This window comes from uncultured Psychromonas sp. (genome assembly GCF_947489755.1).
Classification (GTDB): Bacteria; Pseudomonadota; Gammaproteobacteria; order Enterobacterales; family Psychromonadaceae; genus Psychromonas.
Genome location: NZ_CANLFB010000035.1, coordinates 24,294 through 41,242 on the forward strand (window position 1 = coordinate 24,294; position 16,949 = coordinate 41,242).

General features: G+C 37.0%; 17 protein-coding genes. 4 read left to right on the top strand and 13 right to left on the bottom strand.

Features of this window, described 5'->3' with window-relative positions; all coding sequences use genetic code 11:
• Positions 1–81 precede the first annotated feature (81 nt).
• The 13 genes from lexA to gspC all read right to left on the bottom strand — a co-directional run bounded on the left by lexA (position 82) and on the right by gspC (position 12,223).
• Positions 82–708, bottom strand: coding sequence for a transcriptional repressor LexA (gene lexA, locus Q0794_RS15675; protein ID WP_298943466.1), 627 nt, complete (start codon positions 706–708; stop codon positions 82–84).
• Between the two features lie 176 nt (positions 709–884).
• The gene (locus Q0794_RS15680; protein ID WP_298943467.1) at positions 885–1,634 is read right to left on the bottom strand and encodes a type II secretion system protein N; all 750 of its coding nucleotides are present in this window, start codon (positions 1,632–1,634) and stop codon (positions 885–887) included.
• Between the two features lie 33 nt (positions 1,635–1,667).
• Entirely contained in the window at positions 1,668–2,147 is a 480-nt protein-coding gene (locus Q0794_RS15685) for a type II secretion system protein M (protein WP_298943469.1), read from the bottom strand.
• Positions 2,147–3,346 carry a type II secretion system protein GspL gene (gene gspL / locus Q0794_RS15690; protein WP_298943471.1) on the bottom strand — a complete coding sequence of 400 codons (1,200 nt, stop codon included), beginning with the start codon at positions 3,344–3,346 and terminating at the stop codon, positions 2,147–2,149. The genes Q0794_RS15685 and gspL overlap by 1 nt, the downstream gene beginning before the upstream one ends.
• Positions 3,343–4,347 carry a type II secretion system minor pseudopilin GspK gene (gene gspK / locus Q0794_RS15695; RefSeq protein WP_298943472.1) on the bottom strand — a complete coding sequence of 335 codons (1,005 nt, stop codon included), beginning with the start codon at positions 4,345–4,347 and terminating at the stop codon, positions 3,343–3,345. Before gspK ends, gspL begins: the two co-directional genes overlap by 4 nt.
• Positions 4,347–4,982: a type II secretion system minor pseudopilin GspJ gene (gene gspJ, locus Q0794_RS15700; RefSeq protein WP_298943474.1), complete on the bottom strand. Its 636-nt coding sequence runs from the start codon at positions 4,980–4,982 to the stop codon at positions 4,347–4,349. Before gspJ ends, gspK begins: the two co-directional genes overlap by 1 nt.
• On the bottom strand, positions 4,969–5,358 hold the full coding sequence (gspI, locus tag Q0794_RS15705; RefSeq protein ID WP_298943476.1) for a type II secretion system minor pseudopilin GspI: 390 nt from the start codon (positions 5,356–5,358) through the stop codon (positions 4,969–4,971). Before gspI ends, gspJ begins: the two co-directional genes overlap by 14 nt.
• A 5-nt stretch (positions 5,359–5,363) precedes the next feature.
• Positions 5,364–5,951, bottom strand: a complete 588-nt coding sequence (gspH, locus tag Q0794_RS15710) for a type II secretion system minor pseudopilin GspH (RefSeq protein ID WP_298943477.1) — start codon at positions 5,949–5,951, stop codon at positions 5,364–5,366.
• A 32-nt stretch (positions 5,952–5,983) separates the two neighbouring features.
• Positions 5,984–6,424: a type II secretion system major pseudopilin GspG gene (gene gspG / locus Q0794_RS15715; protein ID WP_298943479.1), complete on the bottom strand. Its 441-nt coding sequence runs from the start codon at positions 6,422–6,424 to the stop codon at positions 5,984–5,986.
• 40 nt (positions 6,425–6,464) lie between these two features.
• Positions 6,465–7,679 carry a type II secretion system inner membrane protein GspF gene (gene gspF / locus Q0794_RS15720; RefSeq protein ID WP_298943481.1) on the bottom strand — a complete coding sequence of 405 codons (1,215 nt, stop codon included), beginning with the start codon at positions 7,677–7,679 and terminating at the stop codon, positions 6,465–6,467.
• Position 7,680: 1 nt separating this feature from the next.
• Positions 7,681–9,201, bottom strand: coding sequence for a type II secretion system ATPase GspE (gene gspE / locus Q0794_RS15725; protein ID WP_298943483.1), 1,521 nt, complete (start codon positions 9,199–9,201; stop codon positions 7,681–7,683).
• Positions 9,198–11,231 carry a type II secretion system secretin GspD gene (gene gspD, locus Q0794_RS15730; RefSeq protein ID WP_298943485.1) on the bottom strand — a complete coding sequence of 678 codons (2,034 nt, stop codon included), beginning with the start codon at positions 11,229–11,231 and terminating at the stop codon, positions 9,198–9,200. The genes gspE and gspD overlap by 4 nt, the downstream gene beginning before the upstream one ends.
• Positions 11,232–11,365: 134 nt before the next feature.
• Complete coding sequence (gspC, locus tag Q0794_RS15735) at positions 11,366–12,223, bottom strand: type II secretion system protein GspC (RefSeq protein ID WP_298943487.1); 858 nt, start codon at positions 12,221–12,223, stop codon at positions 11,366–11,368.
• 303 nt (positions 12,224–12,526) lie between these two features.
• On the opposite strand from gspC, the gene hslR reads away from it, so the two are divergent.
• The 4 genes from hslR (at position 12,527) to Q0794_RS15755 (ending at position 16,779) form a co-directional block, all read left to right on the top strand.
• The gene (hslR, locus tag Q0794_RS15740; RefSeq protein WP_298943488.1) at positions 12,527–12,931 is read left to right on the top strand and encodes a ribosome-associated heat shock protein Hsp15; all 405 of its coding nucleotides are present in this window, start codon (positions 12,527–12,529) and stop codon (positions 12,929–12,931) included.
• A gap of 26 nt (positions 12,932–12,957) precedes the next feature.
• Complete coding sequence (gene hslO / locus Q0794_RS15745; RefSeq protein WP_298943494.1) at positions 12,958–13,821, top strand: Hsp33 family molecular chaperone HslO; 864 nt, start codon at positions 12,958–12,960, stop codon at positions 13,819–13,821.
• 174 nt (positions 13,822–13,995) lie between these two features.
• Positions 13,996–15,615, top strand: a complete 1,620-nt coding sequence (pckA, locus tag Q0794_RS15750) for a phosphoenolpyruvate carboxykinase (ATP) (RefSeq protein WP_298943490.1) — start codon at positions 13,996–13,998, stop codon at positions 15,613–15,615.
• Positions 15,616–16,110: 495 nt separating this feature from the next.
• On the top strand, positions 16,111–16,779 hold the full coding sequence (locus tag Q0794_RS15755) for a CAP domain-containing protein (RefSeq protein ID WP_298943492.1): 669 nt from the start codon (positions 16,111–16,113) through the stop codon (positions 16,777–16,779).
• Positions 16,780–16,949: the final 170 nt, after the last annotated feature.

The following is a 16,949-nucleotide window of genomic DNA, read 5'->3' on the forward strand; positions in this document are numbered from 1 at the left end:
GTATTGGCATTCTCTTCGCTTTATTAATTTATTTACTGTATTTACTTAAGCGATTAAGTTTCAAAACAGATAGAAGAGTATCTACATCCAATCAGCAGTACGAATAACACCAACGGCAATACCTTCGATATCAAATGATTGATATTCCAAATCAACTTTAATTGGTTCGAATAAAGCATTTTCAGCTTTTAATGTTATTTTTTTACCGTCACGATAAAAACGCTTAACGGTTACATCATCTTCAACTCTTGCAATAACCACTTGGCCATTATTGATATTTTGGGTTTTATGCACCGCTAATAAGTCGCCATCCATAATACCGATATCTTTCATACTTTCTCCCTGAACACGCAATAAGAAATCTGCGGCAGGATGAAATAATGTAGGATCAACATTGTAATGTGTTTCAACGTGCTCTTGAGCTAGAATCGGCTCTCCTGCAGCAACTTTACCGATTAAAGGCAAACCTTCATTGGCAGCTTCATTATCTTTATGGTCACTAATAACACGAATACCGCGAGATGTGCCAGATAGTATTTCAATAGCCCCTTTACGCGCTAATGCTTTTAAATGCTCTTCTGCAGCATTCGCACTTTTAAAGCCTAGAATTCTTGCCAATTCCACGCGTGTTGGTGGCATACCTGTTTTTGTAATTTGATCTTTAATTACGTCTAGGACTTCGCCTTGGCGTTTAGTAAGTTCTTTCATTAGGATCTCCACGCGATAATAAACTGTAAACAAACACAGTGTATATTCATACATGGTTAAATACCAGTTAAGACTTTTCTTTTTTATGGTTAGAGAAGTAATAAAAGAGCATTAACTAAATGATAATAAAGTATTGAGCCAAACAATCACTTAACGAGACCTCAGTAAATTATGCTTTATAATTTACCGCTAAAGCTAAGCGTTGTCGCACCATTATCATTTTTTGGACCAATCCATGTTAGTGATTTAGCAACTGAAGGAGCCAATTTATCAGTTCCTTGAATTTCTCCATTGAGTTTATATATACCACCTTCACCCAAGCTAATATCTAAGGTTGTTGCAAGTTCATCTGACTCTTGAGTCACAAAGGCAGTCACATCACCGTTATCACACCCTAAATCAACAGTAGGAGATGCTAGATTTACGACGCCTAGTTGGCTAGTCACAACAGCATTTTGCCAAAGTACATTACCTTGCAACTGCTCACAATAAGGTTTGCCTTGTGTAAACTCTTTAATAACAGCGGAAAAGTCTCCTGAAATTTTAACCGGTAAACGTTTTGGCAATAATGTTAAGAGCTCTTTTGAGCTTAAATCTAAAATAACATTTGATGCACTTATCCCTGAAAAACCATAACCAACGACACCTTTTCCAGACATCGCTTGAGCACCATTATTGAAGGAAACATCAGCTTCTAGGTTTAATGTAAACAATGCCATTAACTGCACATCCCATTTTACATTATCAAAACTCAACTTACGGTTAACTACAATCTGTTTTGCCTGCCCTTCCCAGAGCGAACCAGTAGCATGATTAATTTTAATAGAATTATTGGGAAGCCAATTAACAACCACCGCCATCGGTAAATTAACCATTAAGGTAATTAGGTAAACGAGCACGATTAATATCGTGATTTTAAATTTCATTTGAAACCTTTTGTATTATGCTTGAATTTAAATCTAATAACTTAACGATAAACGGCTAACTTTAATCATGCCTTGTTCTTTATCCTGGCTTATATCAACACTAACGGTTTGCACATTATGCTGATTTTGCAATGTCGTGATCCATTCTATAAATTGATTAAATTCAATTTGGTTAATAGAAAGATCAACGGTTCCATTACGATTTTGAATACGAGAAATATTAATTTTATTGCGTCTAGCGGTGCTATTAATCAACTGAGATAAGTTTTGCTGTGTTTCTCCTTGACTATCAATCAGTCCAGCTGCAATAACTTTATTAGCATTTACTTCAACCCATTGCAGGGTTTGTTGGGCACTATTTAGCTTTTGTTGACTAACTGATAAGTTATTAGCTAATGGCTGCCATAAAAGAAAATAAACGATAGCAATAAAAACGATGACGGCAGAAATAAGTGTCAGTCTTTGCTCTCTTTCAGTGGTGTTTTCCCACCACTCTTTAATTTCTTCAAACATTATTTGATCCCCACAGTCACGACACCACTGATACGATTTTTATTATTACTTAACGCACCTTGCTTAAAACTATATTGTGTTGGTACTTTTGATGAAAACTGCTCAAAATCTTGGAAGCTATCAGCACTGATTGCTAAACTGATTTCTTGATTTTTGCTATTAAACTTCAATGTTGATATTTGTAAACTAGGAACTGCTTTTAAGCTTGGCAGCAAATCATTTAAAATAATCAACAAACCTGAATCCTGCTCTGTAATCGAGGCATTAGCTAATAACCCTTTTAACTTTTTCTTAATACGGCTATACCTCAAAGGGCTTTGCTCAGGAAAAGCTTGCTGGTAAACAGCTTCAACTTGCCCTTTAACTTGTAAAGTTTGTTGATCTACCTGCTTTTTTTGTACAAATAAATTAACTAACAACACCACAAATAATATAACAGCAGCTATCGCAGGCGCTTTCCATTTATGTAACTGTAAATGCCCTTCTCTCTTAACAGCAAACTCACCGGTTAATAGATTAAAAGAATGTTGAGCACAACCTTCAGTTAATAATTGCATCGGCAACATGACTTGTTCAGCTTGCCATTGGCCGAATGTGTTTGTAGGTAAAGGGCTATGACTCTTAATGATTTGTTGTGGGTTATCCGATAAACGTAACTGTAAAATATCATTAAGCATTTCACTATCACAACTCCACCCTTGATATAGACTCTCACGTATCAACCATTGTTTCTCGAGTTGTAACGCCTGCCATTCATTATCTTCAGGCTGTGGTAATGCTAAAGCTTCAGGTAGCAAGCGTTGGCAAAAAATATCTGCATCTACTAACCAATCTAACCACATTTGTAACTTACTTTTAAAGCAAATAGCAATGTCCACTAAATCAGTTTTTTTAGCCAACACTGAAAAGTGTAGTTTATCTACATCACTGGCTAAATCATCTTCTAGCATATAAGGCAACGCTTGTTGCATTTGACGCGTAAAATTACCTTTTATCACGACTGATTTTAGGGTTACATCTACACTAGGCACTAAACAAATCACCTTACGTGACAGTGCTTTTTCAGTTAACAATTGTAGGGCTTGCGCATTCTCTAAATCACCAGAAGCAATGATCTCTTTTTCACTAGTAGACCAAATTAACCAATGAATAACTTGATCTGCTTCACTAGCTAGGCGAATAATTAATTGTTCACTCACTGAGCATCTCCACTTCCTATCATGTCTTCTATTCCTGCAAATTGGAAACGAACCGTCGTTGCTTCTTCGTCTTCTACTTTAAATAATGATTTTAATACAATTGTTCGGTCATCGAACTCTGCTGAACCATATAATTCGAAATAATCACTGGTTACACTTAATTGTGATTGTACGTCTTCCGGTATTATTTTATCTGTTAATAAATCATTTTCTAAAAACTCTTCAACTGAACTCCAACCACTGGCTGGTCTATCATCGAGTAAATCTTGAAAGTCTTCTATTGATAAGCCCAACTCTTCTGGAAATAAAGCATATAAAACTTCGGCTTTATCTTGTTTGACTGTATTCACATTAATAAGCTGTTCTGACGTTGGTAAAGCACATAAATGTTTCTTTATATGTGCATAAATATCACCTGTCACTCCTTGTACAGATCTTAATTCAGAGATATCAACCATTAAATTATTAGCCGCTAAATGTGGAACATTTTGAGCTTCATAATACCTATCTTCTGCACCCTCTGACTCATCTACCGTATCGTTATTATCTAACCAATCTCGAGTTGATTCGGCAATAACATCGATACTAAAATCTTCAACTTCTAACCCATCTAACAGCAGCTTAAATTGAGTTAATGCTAATGGTTCGGAATCATCTTCCTCTTCTACAGAAAGCGCATTAATATTAAAACAGCTACGATAATCAACAATATTACCTGTGATCGTACCTTCATCGACAGGAAACACCAGATCAGGTGTTGCCCAAGTTTGATCTAAACTGATCACTTCACTATCTTCAAAATCGCTCTCTAAAATCATACGGCTAAGTTCTATAGTTGCTTGACCATACCAGTAAATTTTTTCAGAGTAGTTTATCCCTTCAGTTCTTAATAAACTGGATGTCATTCTACCGGTCATTGTCGATGCAATAGTCACCATAATAGCGAGAATCATTAATACCGTAATTAATGCAATACCGGCTTGTTTTTTAGGGCTAGCCATTAATCTCCAACCACACTATTAGGTAATATAAATACACGTTTTAGTTCGCCGTAATGTTTGCTGGTAATCGTCATTTCAATACCCGTTGGAATTTCTGATGATGAATTCCATGAACTCACCCAATCGTCATCCCAAAAGCGAAATGTTAAGTTTTCAATGTCATGAAGAATGACTTGCTGCTCAGGCTCTTCGCCAGAAACAGTATCCGGATGCAAGTAATATAAACGTTGTAATTGTCCTTCTTGAACACGGTAACCAACACGTAAGATGTTAGATCGAGGTAAAAGGTTAAGTGGGTTAGCCCAGCCGACACGATTAAACTCGATACCTTGATAGTCTGAATCTAAGGTGTTTTGACCTGTATATAACACTTGTAAATCTGCATCATCAGTATTACCAGTACGTGAATTCCTTGCAACCATTTGCACAAAATCTCGTTCAATTAATAACATGCCTCGTTGAATTTCAACTAAGTTCTGATCATGCTCTTTACTAATTTGACCGCTACGTAAGACACCTTGTAAAATTTGATAAGCTGAAAAACTTAATACCGCAAAAATAGCGATAGCGATTAATAGTTCAATTAAAGTAAAACCACTATTTTTTTTATGCTGATAGCTTTTATTGTTTAGCAACATAAGTCCTTATGTAACCCAGTGCTTGGCCATCTTTACTATCACTCACTTCAACATCTAATGCTCTAAAACTTGAATTCCCAGTTTCTACACCTTCGTAACGTAAGTACCACTTAACACCAGCAAATTCTACTTCTTCTCTAACCCATGCTAAACCAGGCCATTTCTCTTCTAACTTCAATTCTGCCAATTTATTGCCTGCAATCCATGTTGCGAAGGTTTTTTGCTGTAAGTAGTTTTGATTATTTAAAGATTGCGATGCCGCTTGCATAACTGCTAATCCAGCAGTTGCTAGAATCACTAATGCCAACATGACTTCTAATAACGTCATACCGCTTTTATGTTTGAGGGAATTATTATTAAGTCGTTTTGTCATTAACACTACTCACTTAATATTTCGATTAAGCCGGTCATAGCGACTTTAACGGTTACTGAATGTTCTGCATCACCAACATTTGAAAATTGATAACTGAATGGGGTTACTTCACCACTAGACATAACATAAACGCTAGGCTGAATACTACTCTCCTGCTCTTCTCCAATATTCACTGTATAGGATTCATCAATAAAGGAGTCATCGTTAACTGCATTTTGCGCTGCTTCAAGTTCACCCCAAACACTGCCCGCTAAGTTATATTCAGCAATCACAGTATCAGGGAGTATTACATCGGCTTCTATGCGTGAATTAACCAGAGGCAGCCATTGTTTTTTATTAACGTCATACGAGGCAAATGTATAACCTTGCTCATTAAACTGTATACCGAATTCGGTATTTAATATTAGCGCTTGATCTTGAGCAAGTTGCAATAAAGTACTAAAACGTTGCGCATGCCATTGACTACCTTCAGTAGTACTACCAGAGCTTGGTAACGTCATGACAACGCCAACAGAAATCATCCCCATTAAAAGCATAACCAGCATGATTTCTAATAGAGTAAACCCTCGGGCTTTACGCATCGTAATTAACATTAATTCGTTATCAACATTAATAGTATAAATAACTATTTGTCATTTAAGTTCCAGTTACCAATATCATCATCAGTCCCTTCTTCACCATCTAGACCAACAGAAAGAATATCAATTTTGCCTTTTTCACCCGGGCTATTTAACACGTAATCATTTCCCCAAGGGTCTTGTGGAAGACGCTTAATGTAACCATCTTCACGGTAGTTACGCGGTGATGGAGTAGAACTTGGTTCTTCGACTAGTGCTTCTAAACCTTGGTCAGTGGTTGGATAAACACTGTTATCTAATCTATACATATCTAATGCATTTTCTAGTGCCACGACATCTGATTTTACCTTTTGGATATCAGCTTTGTCTTTATTGCCTATTAAGTTAGGTACAACCATTGCCGCTAATACACCTAAGATTACGATAACAACCATGATTTCTAATAAGGTAAAACCTTTCTGCTGAGTCGTTGATTTTGAATTGATCACTCTTTAATCCTTTTTTATTATATGAAAACGAATGGTTCAGCTAACCTGATACCATATTATTAAGCGCCAAAATTGGCTGTAAAATAGCAGCGACAATAAACAAAACAACACAGGCCATCGAAATAACCAGTGCAGGTTCAAATAAGCCCAAGGCTAATGTTACTTGTGCTGAAAACTGTTTGTCTTGATTATCCGCAGATCGTTCCAACATATTACCTAATTCACCACTACGCTCACCACTCATGATCATATGTAACATCATAGGTGGAAATAGTTTAGTACTTTCTAATGCTCGGCCTAAACTTGTCCCTTCACGAACACGTTCAGCGGCCTCACCTACTTTTAAACGGATGTATTGATTACTTAACACATCACCTGCAATACTCATGGCGTCCAATAATGGGACAGCACTACTGTTTAAAATACTCAATGTTCTTGCAAAACGCGCTGTATTTAGCTCATTAGCAACTTTACCTACGATAGGTACAGTTAATAAATAGCGATCAAAACGTAATTGATTTTTTGCTTTTTTAAGGTGCTGTTTAAACAGAAAAAAAGCAATAATACATAATCCAACAAAATATAAGCCGTAAGCACTTACCGCATCACTCGCCGCAATTAAAAAAGTCGTAGAGCCTGGTAGGTCAGCACCCATATGTTGAAACTGTCCGACGACTTGCGGTACAACAGAAGTTAATAAGATCGCAACAACTGAAATAGCAACAAGCGTTAAAACGATCGGATAAATTAAGGCCTGCATCATTTTACTTTTCATTTCTTGGCGTTGCTCTGCGTAATCAGCGAGGCGATCCAATACTTTTTCTAAGTGTCCTGATTTTTCACCAGCAGCCACCATCGCACAAAATAGGTTATCAAAAATCATTGGATAACTACGCATACTATCTGCGAGGCTATGCCCTTCAATCACACCACCACGAACGGATGAGATCATATCTTTTATCTTTGGCTTATCGCATTGATCTGCAACGGCTTGTAACGATTCTTCAATGGGAATAGACGAAGCAACTAACGTAGATAGTTGACGAGTAATTAAAGCAAGATCGGCCGTTTTTATTTTACTTTGAAGGAGACCATTACCTGCTTTTTTACGCTTAACGGAAATAGCTTCTACTTCTAACGGCGTCATTCCTGCGTTACGTAATTGTTGACGTAACATACGGGCAGAGTCAGCCTCTTGAGTCCCTTTTTTTTGTTTACCTTTTGCGTCTAGCGCTTTATAAGAAAAAGTAGCCACACTAATCCTCTCTAGTTACACGTAAAATTTCTTCTAACGTAGTCAAACCAGATAATACTTTCTGTAATCCATCATCACGGATACTCTGAGAAGTTTTACGTATTTCGCGTTCAATGGCTTGTTCACCAGCACCGGTATGAATTAATTCACGTACGACTTCGTTGACAACTAATAGCTCATGAATACCTGTACGCCCTCTGTATCCTGTATGATTACAATTATTACAACCTGTTGGACGATAAATAATCGCTTCTTCATTATCTGCTTTGCCTAAAATGACTTTTTCAGAAACGCTTGCAGGATGAGGAGCTTTACATTTAGGACACAAACGTCGTACTAAACGTTGTGCCAATACACCAAGAATACTAGAAGATAAAAGAAAAGGTTCAACGCCCATATCACGTAAACGTGTGACAGCACCGACAGCAGAATTGGTATGTAATGTAGATAATACTAAATGCCCTGTTAAACTGGCTTGTACTGATATTTCTGCCGTTTCAAGGTCTCGAATTTCACCAATCATAACTACATCAGGATCTTGACGTAAAATAGCACGTAAGCCACGCGCAAAAGTCATATCTACTTTAGTATTAACTTGTGTTTGACCAATACCATCAATCGAATACTCAATAGGATCTTCAACAGTTAAAATATTTCTGTCTCTAGAATTAATTTCTAATAATCCCGCATAGAGGGTGGTACTTTTACCTGAACCAGTAGGGCCAGTTACTAAAATAATACCGTGTGGCTTATGTATTAAGTTTTGTAATAAAACATGATTTTGCTTAGTCATGCCAAGCGTTGATAAATCTAATTTAACAGCGTTTTTATCTAATAAACGTAATACAACACGTTCACCATGGCTGGCAGGCATAGTCGATACACGCACATCCACCGCACGGCCACCAATCCTTAATGAAATACGTCCATCTTGTGGAATGCGTTTTTCAGCAATATCTAACTTCGCCATTACTTTTATACGTGAGACTAATAATGAGGCTAATTTACGTTGTGGTTTTAATATTTCACGTAATACACCATCGATACGAAAGCGAATAATTAATGTTTGTTCAAAAGTTTCAATATGGATATCTGATGCTTCTTCTTTAATGGCTTCGCCTAACATCGCGTTGATCAACTTAATGATCGGCGCGTCATCTTCAGCCTCTAATAAGTCATCATCACTTGGTAACTCTTCCGCTAAAGTAAAAAAGTCATCAGCACCCAAATCTTGCATTAATTGTTGTGCTTCTAATGATGATGATTGATAAGCACGAGCAACGAGTCGGTCGAAGGTTTCATCATCAACTTGTTGAGTAGAAAAAGAGTGTCCAATAACACGTCGAGTCTCTACTAATAAATCAACAGTAGGCACTTGCTTAAAACATAGTGCACTACTTTTTCCATCATGCGACATAACGAGTTCATGTTTTTTAGAAAAAGCAAAAGGCAGTTGCCCCGAAGGCGTAAATTCAACCACCTCCGGATCAACAATTGCTTCAACCTCATTTAAATCGCTCATATAGCTAGATCCGCTTCTTTAGTCGTGACCTTCTGTTTATTTAAACGATTTACTTCTTCATCAGAAAAGACCTCAGGGTGACTCATAAAAGTATCTGGATCTATTTCAACTGATTGTCCCCACTCTGGTAAAAGAGGCATATTACTGTCAGGCATTAACGCAAGACCTTTTTCATCTTCACCAAGTTGAACGTCACGCATTAAGCTATATTTACGTTTACTTAACTCTCTCATTGTTTGGTCATCACGAATAATCGTTGCACGTAAGAAGATCATTAAGTTACGTTTTTCAGTACTACTTTTAGTTGAACGGAATAACCAACCAATATAAGGAATATCGCCTAAGATAGGTACTTTATCAACGGACTCATTAACTTCTTCATCGATTAATCCACCAATAACAATGGTTTCACCCGATTTCGCTAATACTGTTGTTTTAACTGAACGCGTCGCAAAAACGACATCCACAGAAGTTTGCCCTTGTATGCTCGATACTTCCTGCTCAATGACCATCTGCACTGAGTCACCTTCGTTGATCTGCGGCGTAACTTTTAACTTAATACCTACTTCTTTACGTTCAATCGTTTGGAATGGATTGTCATTCGTTGAGCTAGATGTTGAGCCGGTTAATACAGGCACTTCATCACCAACAATAAAACTAGCCTCTTGGTTATCAAGGGTTGTTAAACTTGGCGTTGCAAGAATATTTGATGTACTGGTACTGCTTAAGGCTTGTAAGATCATTGCCCAATCGCTACCAACATATCCAGCAATACCACCTGAAATTGAGGAAATAGTTGATGCTAAGTCTTCATAGTCATCGGAGTCATTATCGATGGCATAAACACCAGCCGCTAAGTCGCCAATAGAAGCACCATTATCGTTAAACTGAGTTCCAAGACCCGATGTAGAAGCCCATTGCACACTTAAATTAACACCATCACCTTCAGACACTTCAACGATAATAGCTTCAACTAATACCTGTGCTCGACGAATATCAAGCTGATGAATAATGCTACTCAATGAAGACATCAATGCAGGTTGTGCAGAGATAATAATTGAATTAGTGGCCTCATGAGCTTGAATATTTACATTCGCGTCCTTATTTGCAGAACCAGATGACTTACCAGAAGCTTCTTCAAGACCTTGGCTAACACCACTTAACACTTGAACAACTTCTTTAGCATTAGCATATTTAAGGTAAAAAACGCGTGTATTACCATTATTTTTTAATTCATTATCTAACGATTTAACCAACTTAATCACACGTGCTCGAGTGTTAGGCTCACCACTGATAATGACTGAATTGGTTCTTTCATCCGCCACTAAACGAGGCTTAAGGACACTAGTAGAACTGTTTTTTGAACTGGTAGAGGTTTGTTGGATAGAGTTGATCATATTTACCATATCTAACGCACTAGCAAATTTTAATTTAACAATATCAACTTCTTGGTCACCAGCTCTATCCACTCGTTGAATAATTTTTACTAATCGATTAACCACGGCAGCACGCCCAGTAATCATAATGACATTTGAGGGATCGTAATGCACAACATTACCACCACCAGCACTATCGTTAAGTTGGCGTAATAAAGGCGCTAATTCTCTTACTGATACATTGATAACGGGTACAACACGGGTGACCATTTCATCACCTTTGTATTGGTTTCCATCATCAATAACAGGTATCGCTGCTACCTTTGCATCTTTCGATTTGATGACTTTGAGTATGCCACTCTCCATTTCAACAACAGCAAACCCATAGACTTCTAATACATTTAAAAAGAACTGGTAATATTGCTTTTCATTGAGGAGATCATAACTACGTACATTAATTTTTCCTCGTACCGCAGGATCTAATACAATCGTTTTTTGTAGATTTTTGCCTACAATATTAATAAATTCGTTAAGGTCGGCATTTTTAAAGCTCGCTGAGAATTCAGCAGCTTGCACTAGAGTGGACTGTGCAAACAAAATAAAAACACTGGCCCCTATTAGTCTGACCAGTTTTTTCTTAATCCCTAAAATCATTACACCAACCTCATTTTTACATGTTTCTGTCTATAGTCATTAGTTAATACACGACTGTTATTAGTAGCTTAGTTGTCTAAACTTATTTTTATTTTTATTATTGTCTAAACTTATTTTTACAATGGCTTTTATTACTATGGAATACTAATAAATAACTCATTCAACTCACCATCACGATCAACTGTTAAGCTCATTTCAGTCATAGTAGGGAACTCCTTCATTAATCCCAATGCTTCACTTATATCAGTTAAATCAACACCATTTAATTCAACAACTAAATCATCAGGCTGCAGTCCAGCGTCTTCAAATAATTCAGGTTTTTTCCCTGGGTTCACTCTATAACCTTTAATTTGATTACCATCTCGCACTGGGGAGATACTTATATAATCGAGTAATTTGTCTGGGTTTTCTACTAATGAGTCTCTATCAAGATCTATTTCTTTTGTCTTTTTTGTTCGACCTCTACGCTTTTTAGGCGCAGCATTAACTTCTTGCCCTTTTTCGATGGTATCCATTCTTTTATTAGCTTGCTCTAACCCGTCCAATATTAAGGTTTGCTTTTCACCATTAACACTAATGATGATTCGATCACTGTAAATTTCAGTAACAATGGCATCAGTACCTGAAATTTCAGAATCAATAAAATAACTATCTTGTACTCTTTTATACTCAATAATAACACTTGAAAATTGTGGTTCAGATGATGCGACAATACCCACTAAAGTAAGCTTCAGACGTGTTTTAGGGGCTTCAGTTAGACTTTCTTTATTAATAACTTTATTACCTTCACCTTTATATTGTCCAAATAATGCTTGTTCTTGTAATTTTTTAGTATTTAACGCAACGGTTTTATTTTCTGTTTTTTGAGCCGTAGGAGTCCAATGATAAGGTGTTTCTTTAACTGGATATAAGGACCAAGTTAATACTCCTGATTGATAAGCGATTAACGCACATATCACTGCGAGTATTATTTTCGGTAGTAGGGAAATCATAACCTCTATTCTCATCCTGTAACTAAATCATTAAATATCAATTCTTATTGCTGCCATACTAATGCTAACGAAGCTGTTTATAAAAAGATATCATAAGACAATTTCAGTTATGGGACTTAGGCTATAAGTTTAAGGGGCAGTTGTCGATAAAATAACAACTTTATAATCAATATTATGGCACATGTATACCTTGATTTATCGCCTTTCGACCCCAACTATACATAATCGGTTCATTATTTTGTTTTAGTTTAGTAAATAAGTGCTTGTTGCTATACTAAAATATACTTTTCGAGTTAAAAAATTATGACAACATCAACAGTCAGGTTAGACAAATGGTTATGGGCTGCTCGATTCTATAAAACACGAGGCTTAGCACGAGATATGGTGCAAGGCGGTAAAGTCCATTATAACGGTCAACGTTGTAAAGCGAGTAAAACCGTAGAACTTGGTGCTGTATTATCAATACGCCAAGGAGAACTTTTATTTGAAGTAACTGTAGAAGCAATTTCTGAGCAACGTAGAGGGGCTCCAATTGCACAAACGTTATATCAGGAAACAGAAAAAAGTGTCGTTAAACGAGAACAACACCAATTGCTTCGTAAACTAAGTTTACAAAATGCACCACATCCTGACCGCAAGCCAAACAAAAAAGAACGCCGTGAGTTAATACACGCAAAAACACAACGTAACACAGCGAATTTTGATTAACAGCTGCAGAATATATATTGAGAGAAATTATGACAGACCAACTACAACGTTTCCTATTTGATGACTTTGAAATTCGCGGTGAAATTGCACAAGCACATAGTGCATTTGAGCAATGTATCGATAACCATAATTATCCTAAAGAGATTGCCAATACTATTGGAGAGCTATTAATAGCCACCAGTTTACTAACTGCAACGTTAAAATTTGAAGGTAAAATCACTGTACAAATTCAAGGTGATGGACCACTCAGCATGGCAGTCATTAATGCAAATCAAGATTTAGAAGTGCGTGGTACAGCTCGCTACGAAGGCGATACGACGGGGTTATCGTTTTCACAATTAATTGGTAAAGGTAATCTTATGATTACTATCACGCCAGAGGATGGCGAACGCTACCAAGGAATAGTCGCATTAGAAAAAGATACGCTAGCAGCATGTTTAGAAGATTACTTTGTTCAATCAGAACAGCTCGCGACTAAAATTAGCCTATTTGCAGACAGCCAAGCAACACCTGTGCAGGCAGCTGGCCTATTAATTCAAACATTACCTGCTCACAGCGATACGCATGAAGAAGACTTCGCTCATGTATGTGCACTAGCGGGGACAATTAAAGCTGAAGAAATCTATACATTAAAGAATGATGAATTATTATTCCGCTTATACCATCAAGAGCAAGTTCGTCTATTTGAAATGCAACCGATTAGCTTCAAATGTGGTTGTTCAGAAGAACGTTGTTTATCGTCATTAGCATCACTTGATGAAACTGAAATTAAAGAAATTTTAGAAGAACAAGAGAGTATTGATATGCGTTGTGAGTACTGTGCAACGACTTATTCATTCAAAGAGCAAGATCTTAAAATTTTATTTACTTCTACAGACCTAAAACACTAATTATCATACAAAAGTGTGACCTCACAAAGTTGCCATAGATATCTTTCTGTGGCATCTATTTGAGCAAGAATTAGACCCAGATCCCACTTCTTTTCCTACATTTCCCTTACTCTCCAAATTCTTACTTCACTTTTTTTTAATAGAAATATCACAAGTTATAAGGGGAAAAATAACATGGCTCAGACAGTATTATCAACAACACAACTGGAAAAGTACGGCATTACGGATATCTCTGAGATTATTTACAACCCTAGTTATGAAACCTTATTTACCGAAGAAACAGATCCCTCTTTAAGTGGTTATGAAAAAGGCATTATCACTGACAATGGAACTGTTGCCGTTGATACAGGTATTTTCACTGGTCGCTCGCCAAAAGATAAATACATATTAAGAGATGATACGACTCGCGATACTGTTTGGTGGAGCGATCAAGGTAAGAATGATAATAAAGCGATTGATCAATCAACATGGACAGCGCTAAAAACGGTAGTAACTGATCAACTTTCTAATAAAAGACTCTTTGTTGTTGACGCTTATTGTGGTGCTAATGCTAACTCACGTTTAAAAGTGCGTTTTATTATGGAAGTTGCTTGGCAAGCACACTTTGTAACGAATATGTTTATTCGCCCAACCGCGGAAGAGCTAGTCGATTTTGAACCAGACTTTGTTGTGATGAATGGCTCTAAAACAAATAATCCTAATTGGCAGCAACAAAAACTTAACTCAGAGAACTTTGTAGCCTTCAACTTAACTGAAAAAATACAAGTTATTGGTGGTACTTGGTACGGTGGAGAAATGAAAAAAGGCTTATTCTCCGTCATGAATTACTTATTACCTCTCAATGGTATGGCTTCAATGCATTGTTCAGCGAATGTCGGAAAAGCGGGTGATACCGCTATTTTCTTTGGTTTATCTGGCACGGGCAAAACAACACTTTCAACAGATCCAAAACGTCAATTAATCGGTGATGATGAGCATGGTTGGGATGATGATGGTGTATTTAACTTTGAAGGTGGATGTTATGCTAAAACAGTACGTTTAAGTGCTGAAGCTGAACCCGATATTTTTGGCGCAATTAGACGTAATGCATTGTTAGAAAATGTAATGGTGAATGAGCAAGGTACAGTAGATTACGATGATGCTAGTAAAACTGAAAATGGGCGAGTTTCATACCCGATTGAGCATATTGAAAATATCGTAAAACCTATTTCAAAAGGCGGTCATGCTCAAAAGGTCATCTTCTTAACGGCTGATGCCTTTGGCGTTTTACCGCCTGTATCTAAACTCACTAAAGCACAAACACAGTACCACTTCCTATCAGGTTTCACTGCTAAGTTAGCGGGTACAGAGCGAGGTATAACAGAACCAACCCCTACTTTCTCAGCGTGTTTTGGTGCTGCTTTTTTAAGCCTGCATCCAACACAATATGCAGAACAATTAGTTAAGCGTATGGAAGCTTGTGGTGCAGAAGCTTATCTCGTCAACACAGGCTGGAATGGTTCTGGCAAGCGTATTTCCATTAAAGATACTCGCGGTATTATTGATGCTATTTTAGATGGTTCTATTGAAAAAGCAGAAACCAAAACCATTCCATTATTTAACTTGGAAGTACCTACGGCATTACCTAATGTAAACAGTGCAATTTTAGATCCACGCGATACTTATGCAGATGCTGAAAAATGGAATGTTAAAGCAGAAAAGCTAGGACATTTGTTCATTGAAAACTTTGCTCGTTATACTGACAAAGAAGAAGGTAAAGTATTAATTTCTGCAGGACCAATATTTACAAGTTAATAAATACTTCATTATTAACAAAGCAACACGCCCATATTCACTATTTAATGTAATGTTAAATCCGTGAAGATGGGCTTTTTTATTTCAGTATTTTATTTTTCACCATCAAATAACCCACTATTCCCATTCAAGGTACAAAACTCAGCAAGTAGTGAAGTGAACAGATTCTAAGCAGAAAACGGCAGATCTAACGGGTTAAATCGACGTTTTCTAACAATGAGTTAGCTTCACAGTTTGACCTCAGGGTAGTTAGCTTAAAAACCAACTCTGCACGAAGGGCAGGCCATTGTCATCATGTTGCACCTTGCCTTGGAGTCAAAGCTAACCACTGAACAAATCACCTTAAATGGTAACGGGTCTATATAGCTATTCAGGAGAGTTTGAACTTAGGTTAATAAGATTTGTCTATTTTTTTCAGAAAAAGGATTTAAATATAATTGCTTATTTCTAACTGAGAACATTTAGATAATCAACGACCCTATAGGAAATAATAAAATGAAATATTGGTTAGCCTCTTTACTTTGTATGTTTATGATCACTGGATGTGGTGGCAGTTCATCAAGTAGTACAACAGAATCGACGAGTGACGATATAGAAAACACCACCACAAGTTCATCCGAGGAAGTCTCTGCTGAGGTTGATCAATCAAGCAATGAAAGCACTTCAGATGAAACTTCAGTTAATGATTCTACGACGACAACTGATACCACTACAACCAGTGTCGATTACAGCCTAATGACATGTGAAGATGATTTATCCGATGTATTAGCACTCATTAATCAACTTCGTATTGAAAGCCAAACCTGTGGTGAGACTAGTTATCCTGCGGTTGCAGAAGTAACGTGGAGTAGCACATTAACATTAGCTGCTACGGAGCATTCAAACAATATGGCCAATTATAACTTTTTCGATCATACCGGTTTAGATGGAAGTACTGTGGGCACTCGCGTTACTGCGCAAGGTTATACTTGGAGTCGTGTTTCTGAAAACATTGCTGCGGGTCAAACCTCAGCACAAGAAGTTGTTGATGGATGGATGTCTAGTGAAGGCCATTGCGCTAATATCATGAATGCAGATGTGACTGAAATGGGGTTAGCTTGTCAAGTAAATAGTGACTCTGACTATCAGCGTTATTGGACTCAAGTATTCGCTAAACCAAGATAGCTAGGAAATTTAAAAGGGATTACTTTTAATCCCTTTTAAATCATTACTTAACCTCAATTCTGCTTAAGGAATTGAACTAAATGCCCACCTAGTGATCAGATCTTTCGACCAAGAACGATTTGAAAGCAACATAAGGTGGGCAGATGAATAACTTAGTAGAATTATTTTGT

Coding starts and splice junctions, on each gene's coding strand:
- lexA (WP_298943466.1), bottom strand. CDS start 708: ATGAAAGAACTTACTAAACGCCAAGGCGAAGTCCTAGACGTAATTAAA.
- Q0794_RS15680 (WP_298943467.1), bottom strand. CDS start 1,634: ATGAAATTTAAAATCACGATATTAATCGTGCTCGTTTACCTAATTACC.
- Q0794_RS15685 (WP_298943469.1), bottom strand. CDS start 2,147: ATGTTTGAAGAAATTAAAGAGTGGTGGGAAAACACCACTGAAAGAGAG.
- gspK (WP_298943472.1), bottom strand. CDS start 4,347: ATGGCTAGCCCTAAAAAACAAGCCGGTATTGCATTAATTACGGTATTA.
- gspI (WP_298943476.1), bottom strand. CDS start 5,358: ATGACAAAACGACTTAATAATAATTCCCTCAAACATAAAAGCGGTATG.
- gspH (WP_298943477.1), bottom strand. CDS start 5,951: ATGTTAATTACGATGCGTAAAGCCCGAGGGTTTACTCTATTAGAAATC.
- gspE (WP_298943483.1), bottom strand. CDS start 9,201: ATGAGCGATTTAAATGAGGTTGAAGCAATTGTTGATCCGGAGGTGGTT.
- gspD (WP_298943485.1), bottom strand. CDS start 11,231: ATGATTTTAGGGATTAAGAAAAAACTGGTCAGACTAATAGGGGCCAGT.
- gspC (WP_298943487.1), bottom strand. CDS start 12,223: ATGATTTCCCTACTACCGAAAATAATACTCGCAGTGATATGTGCGTTA.
- hslR (WP_298943488.1), top strand. CDS start 12,527: ATGACAACATCAACAGTCAGGTTAGACAAATGGTTATGGGCTGCTCGA.
- pckA (WP_298943490.1), top strand. CDS start 13,996: ATGGCTCAGACAGTATTATCAACAACACAACTGGAAAAGTACGGCATT.
- Q0794_RS15755 (WP_298943492.1), top strand. CDS start 16,111: ATGAAATATTGGTTAGCCTCTTTACTTTGTATGTTTATGATCACTGGA.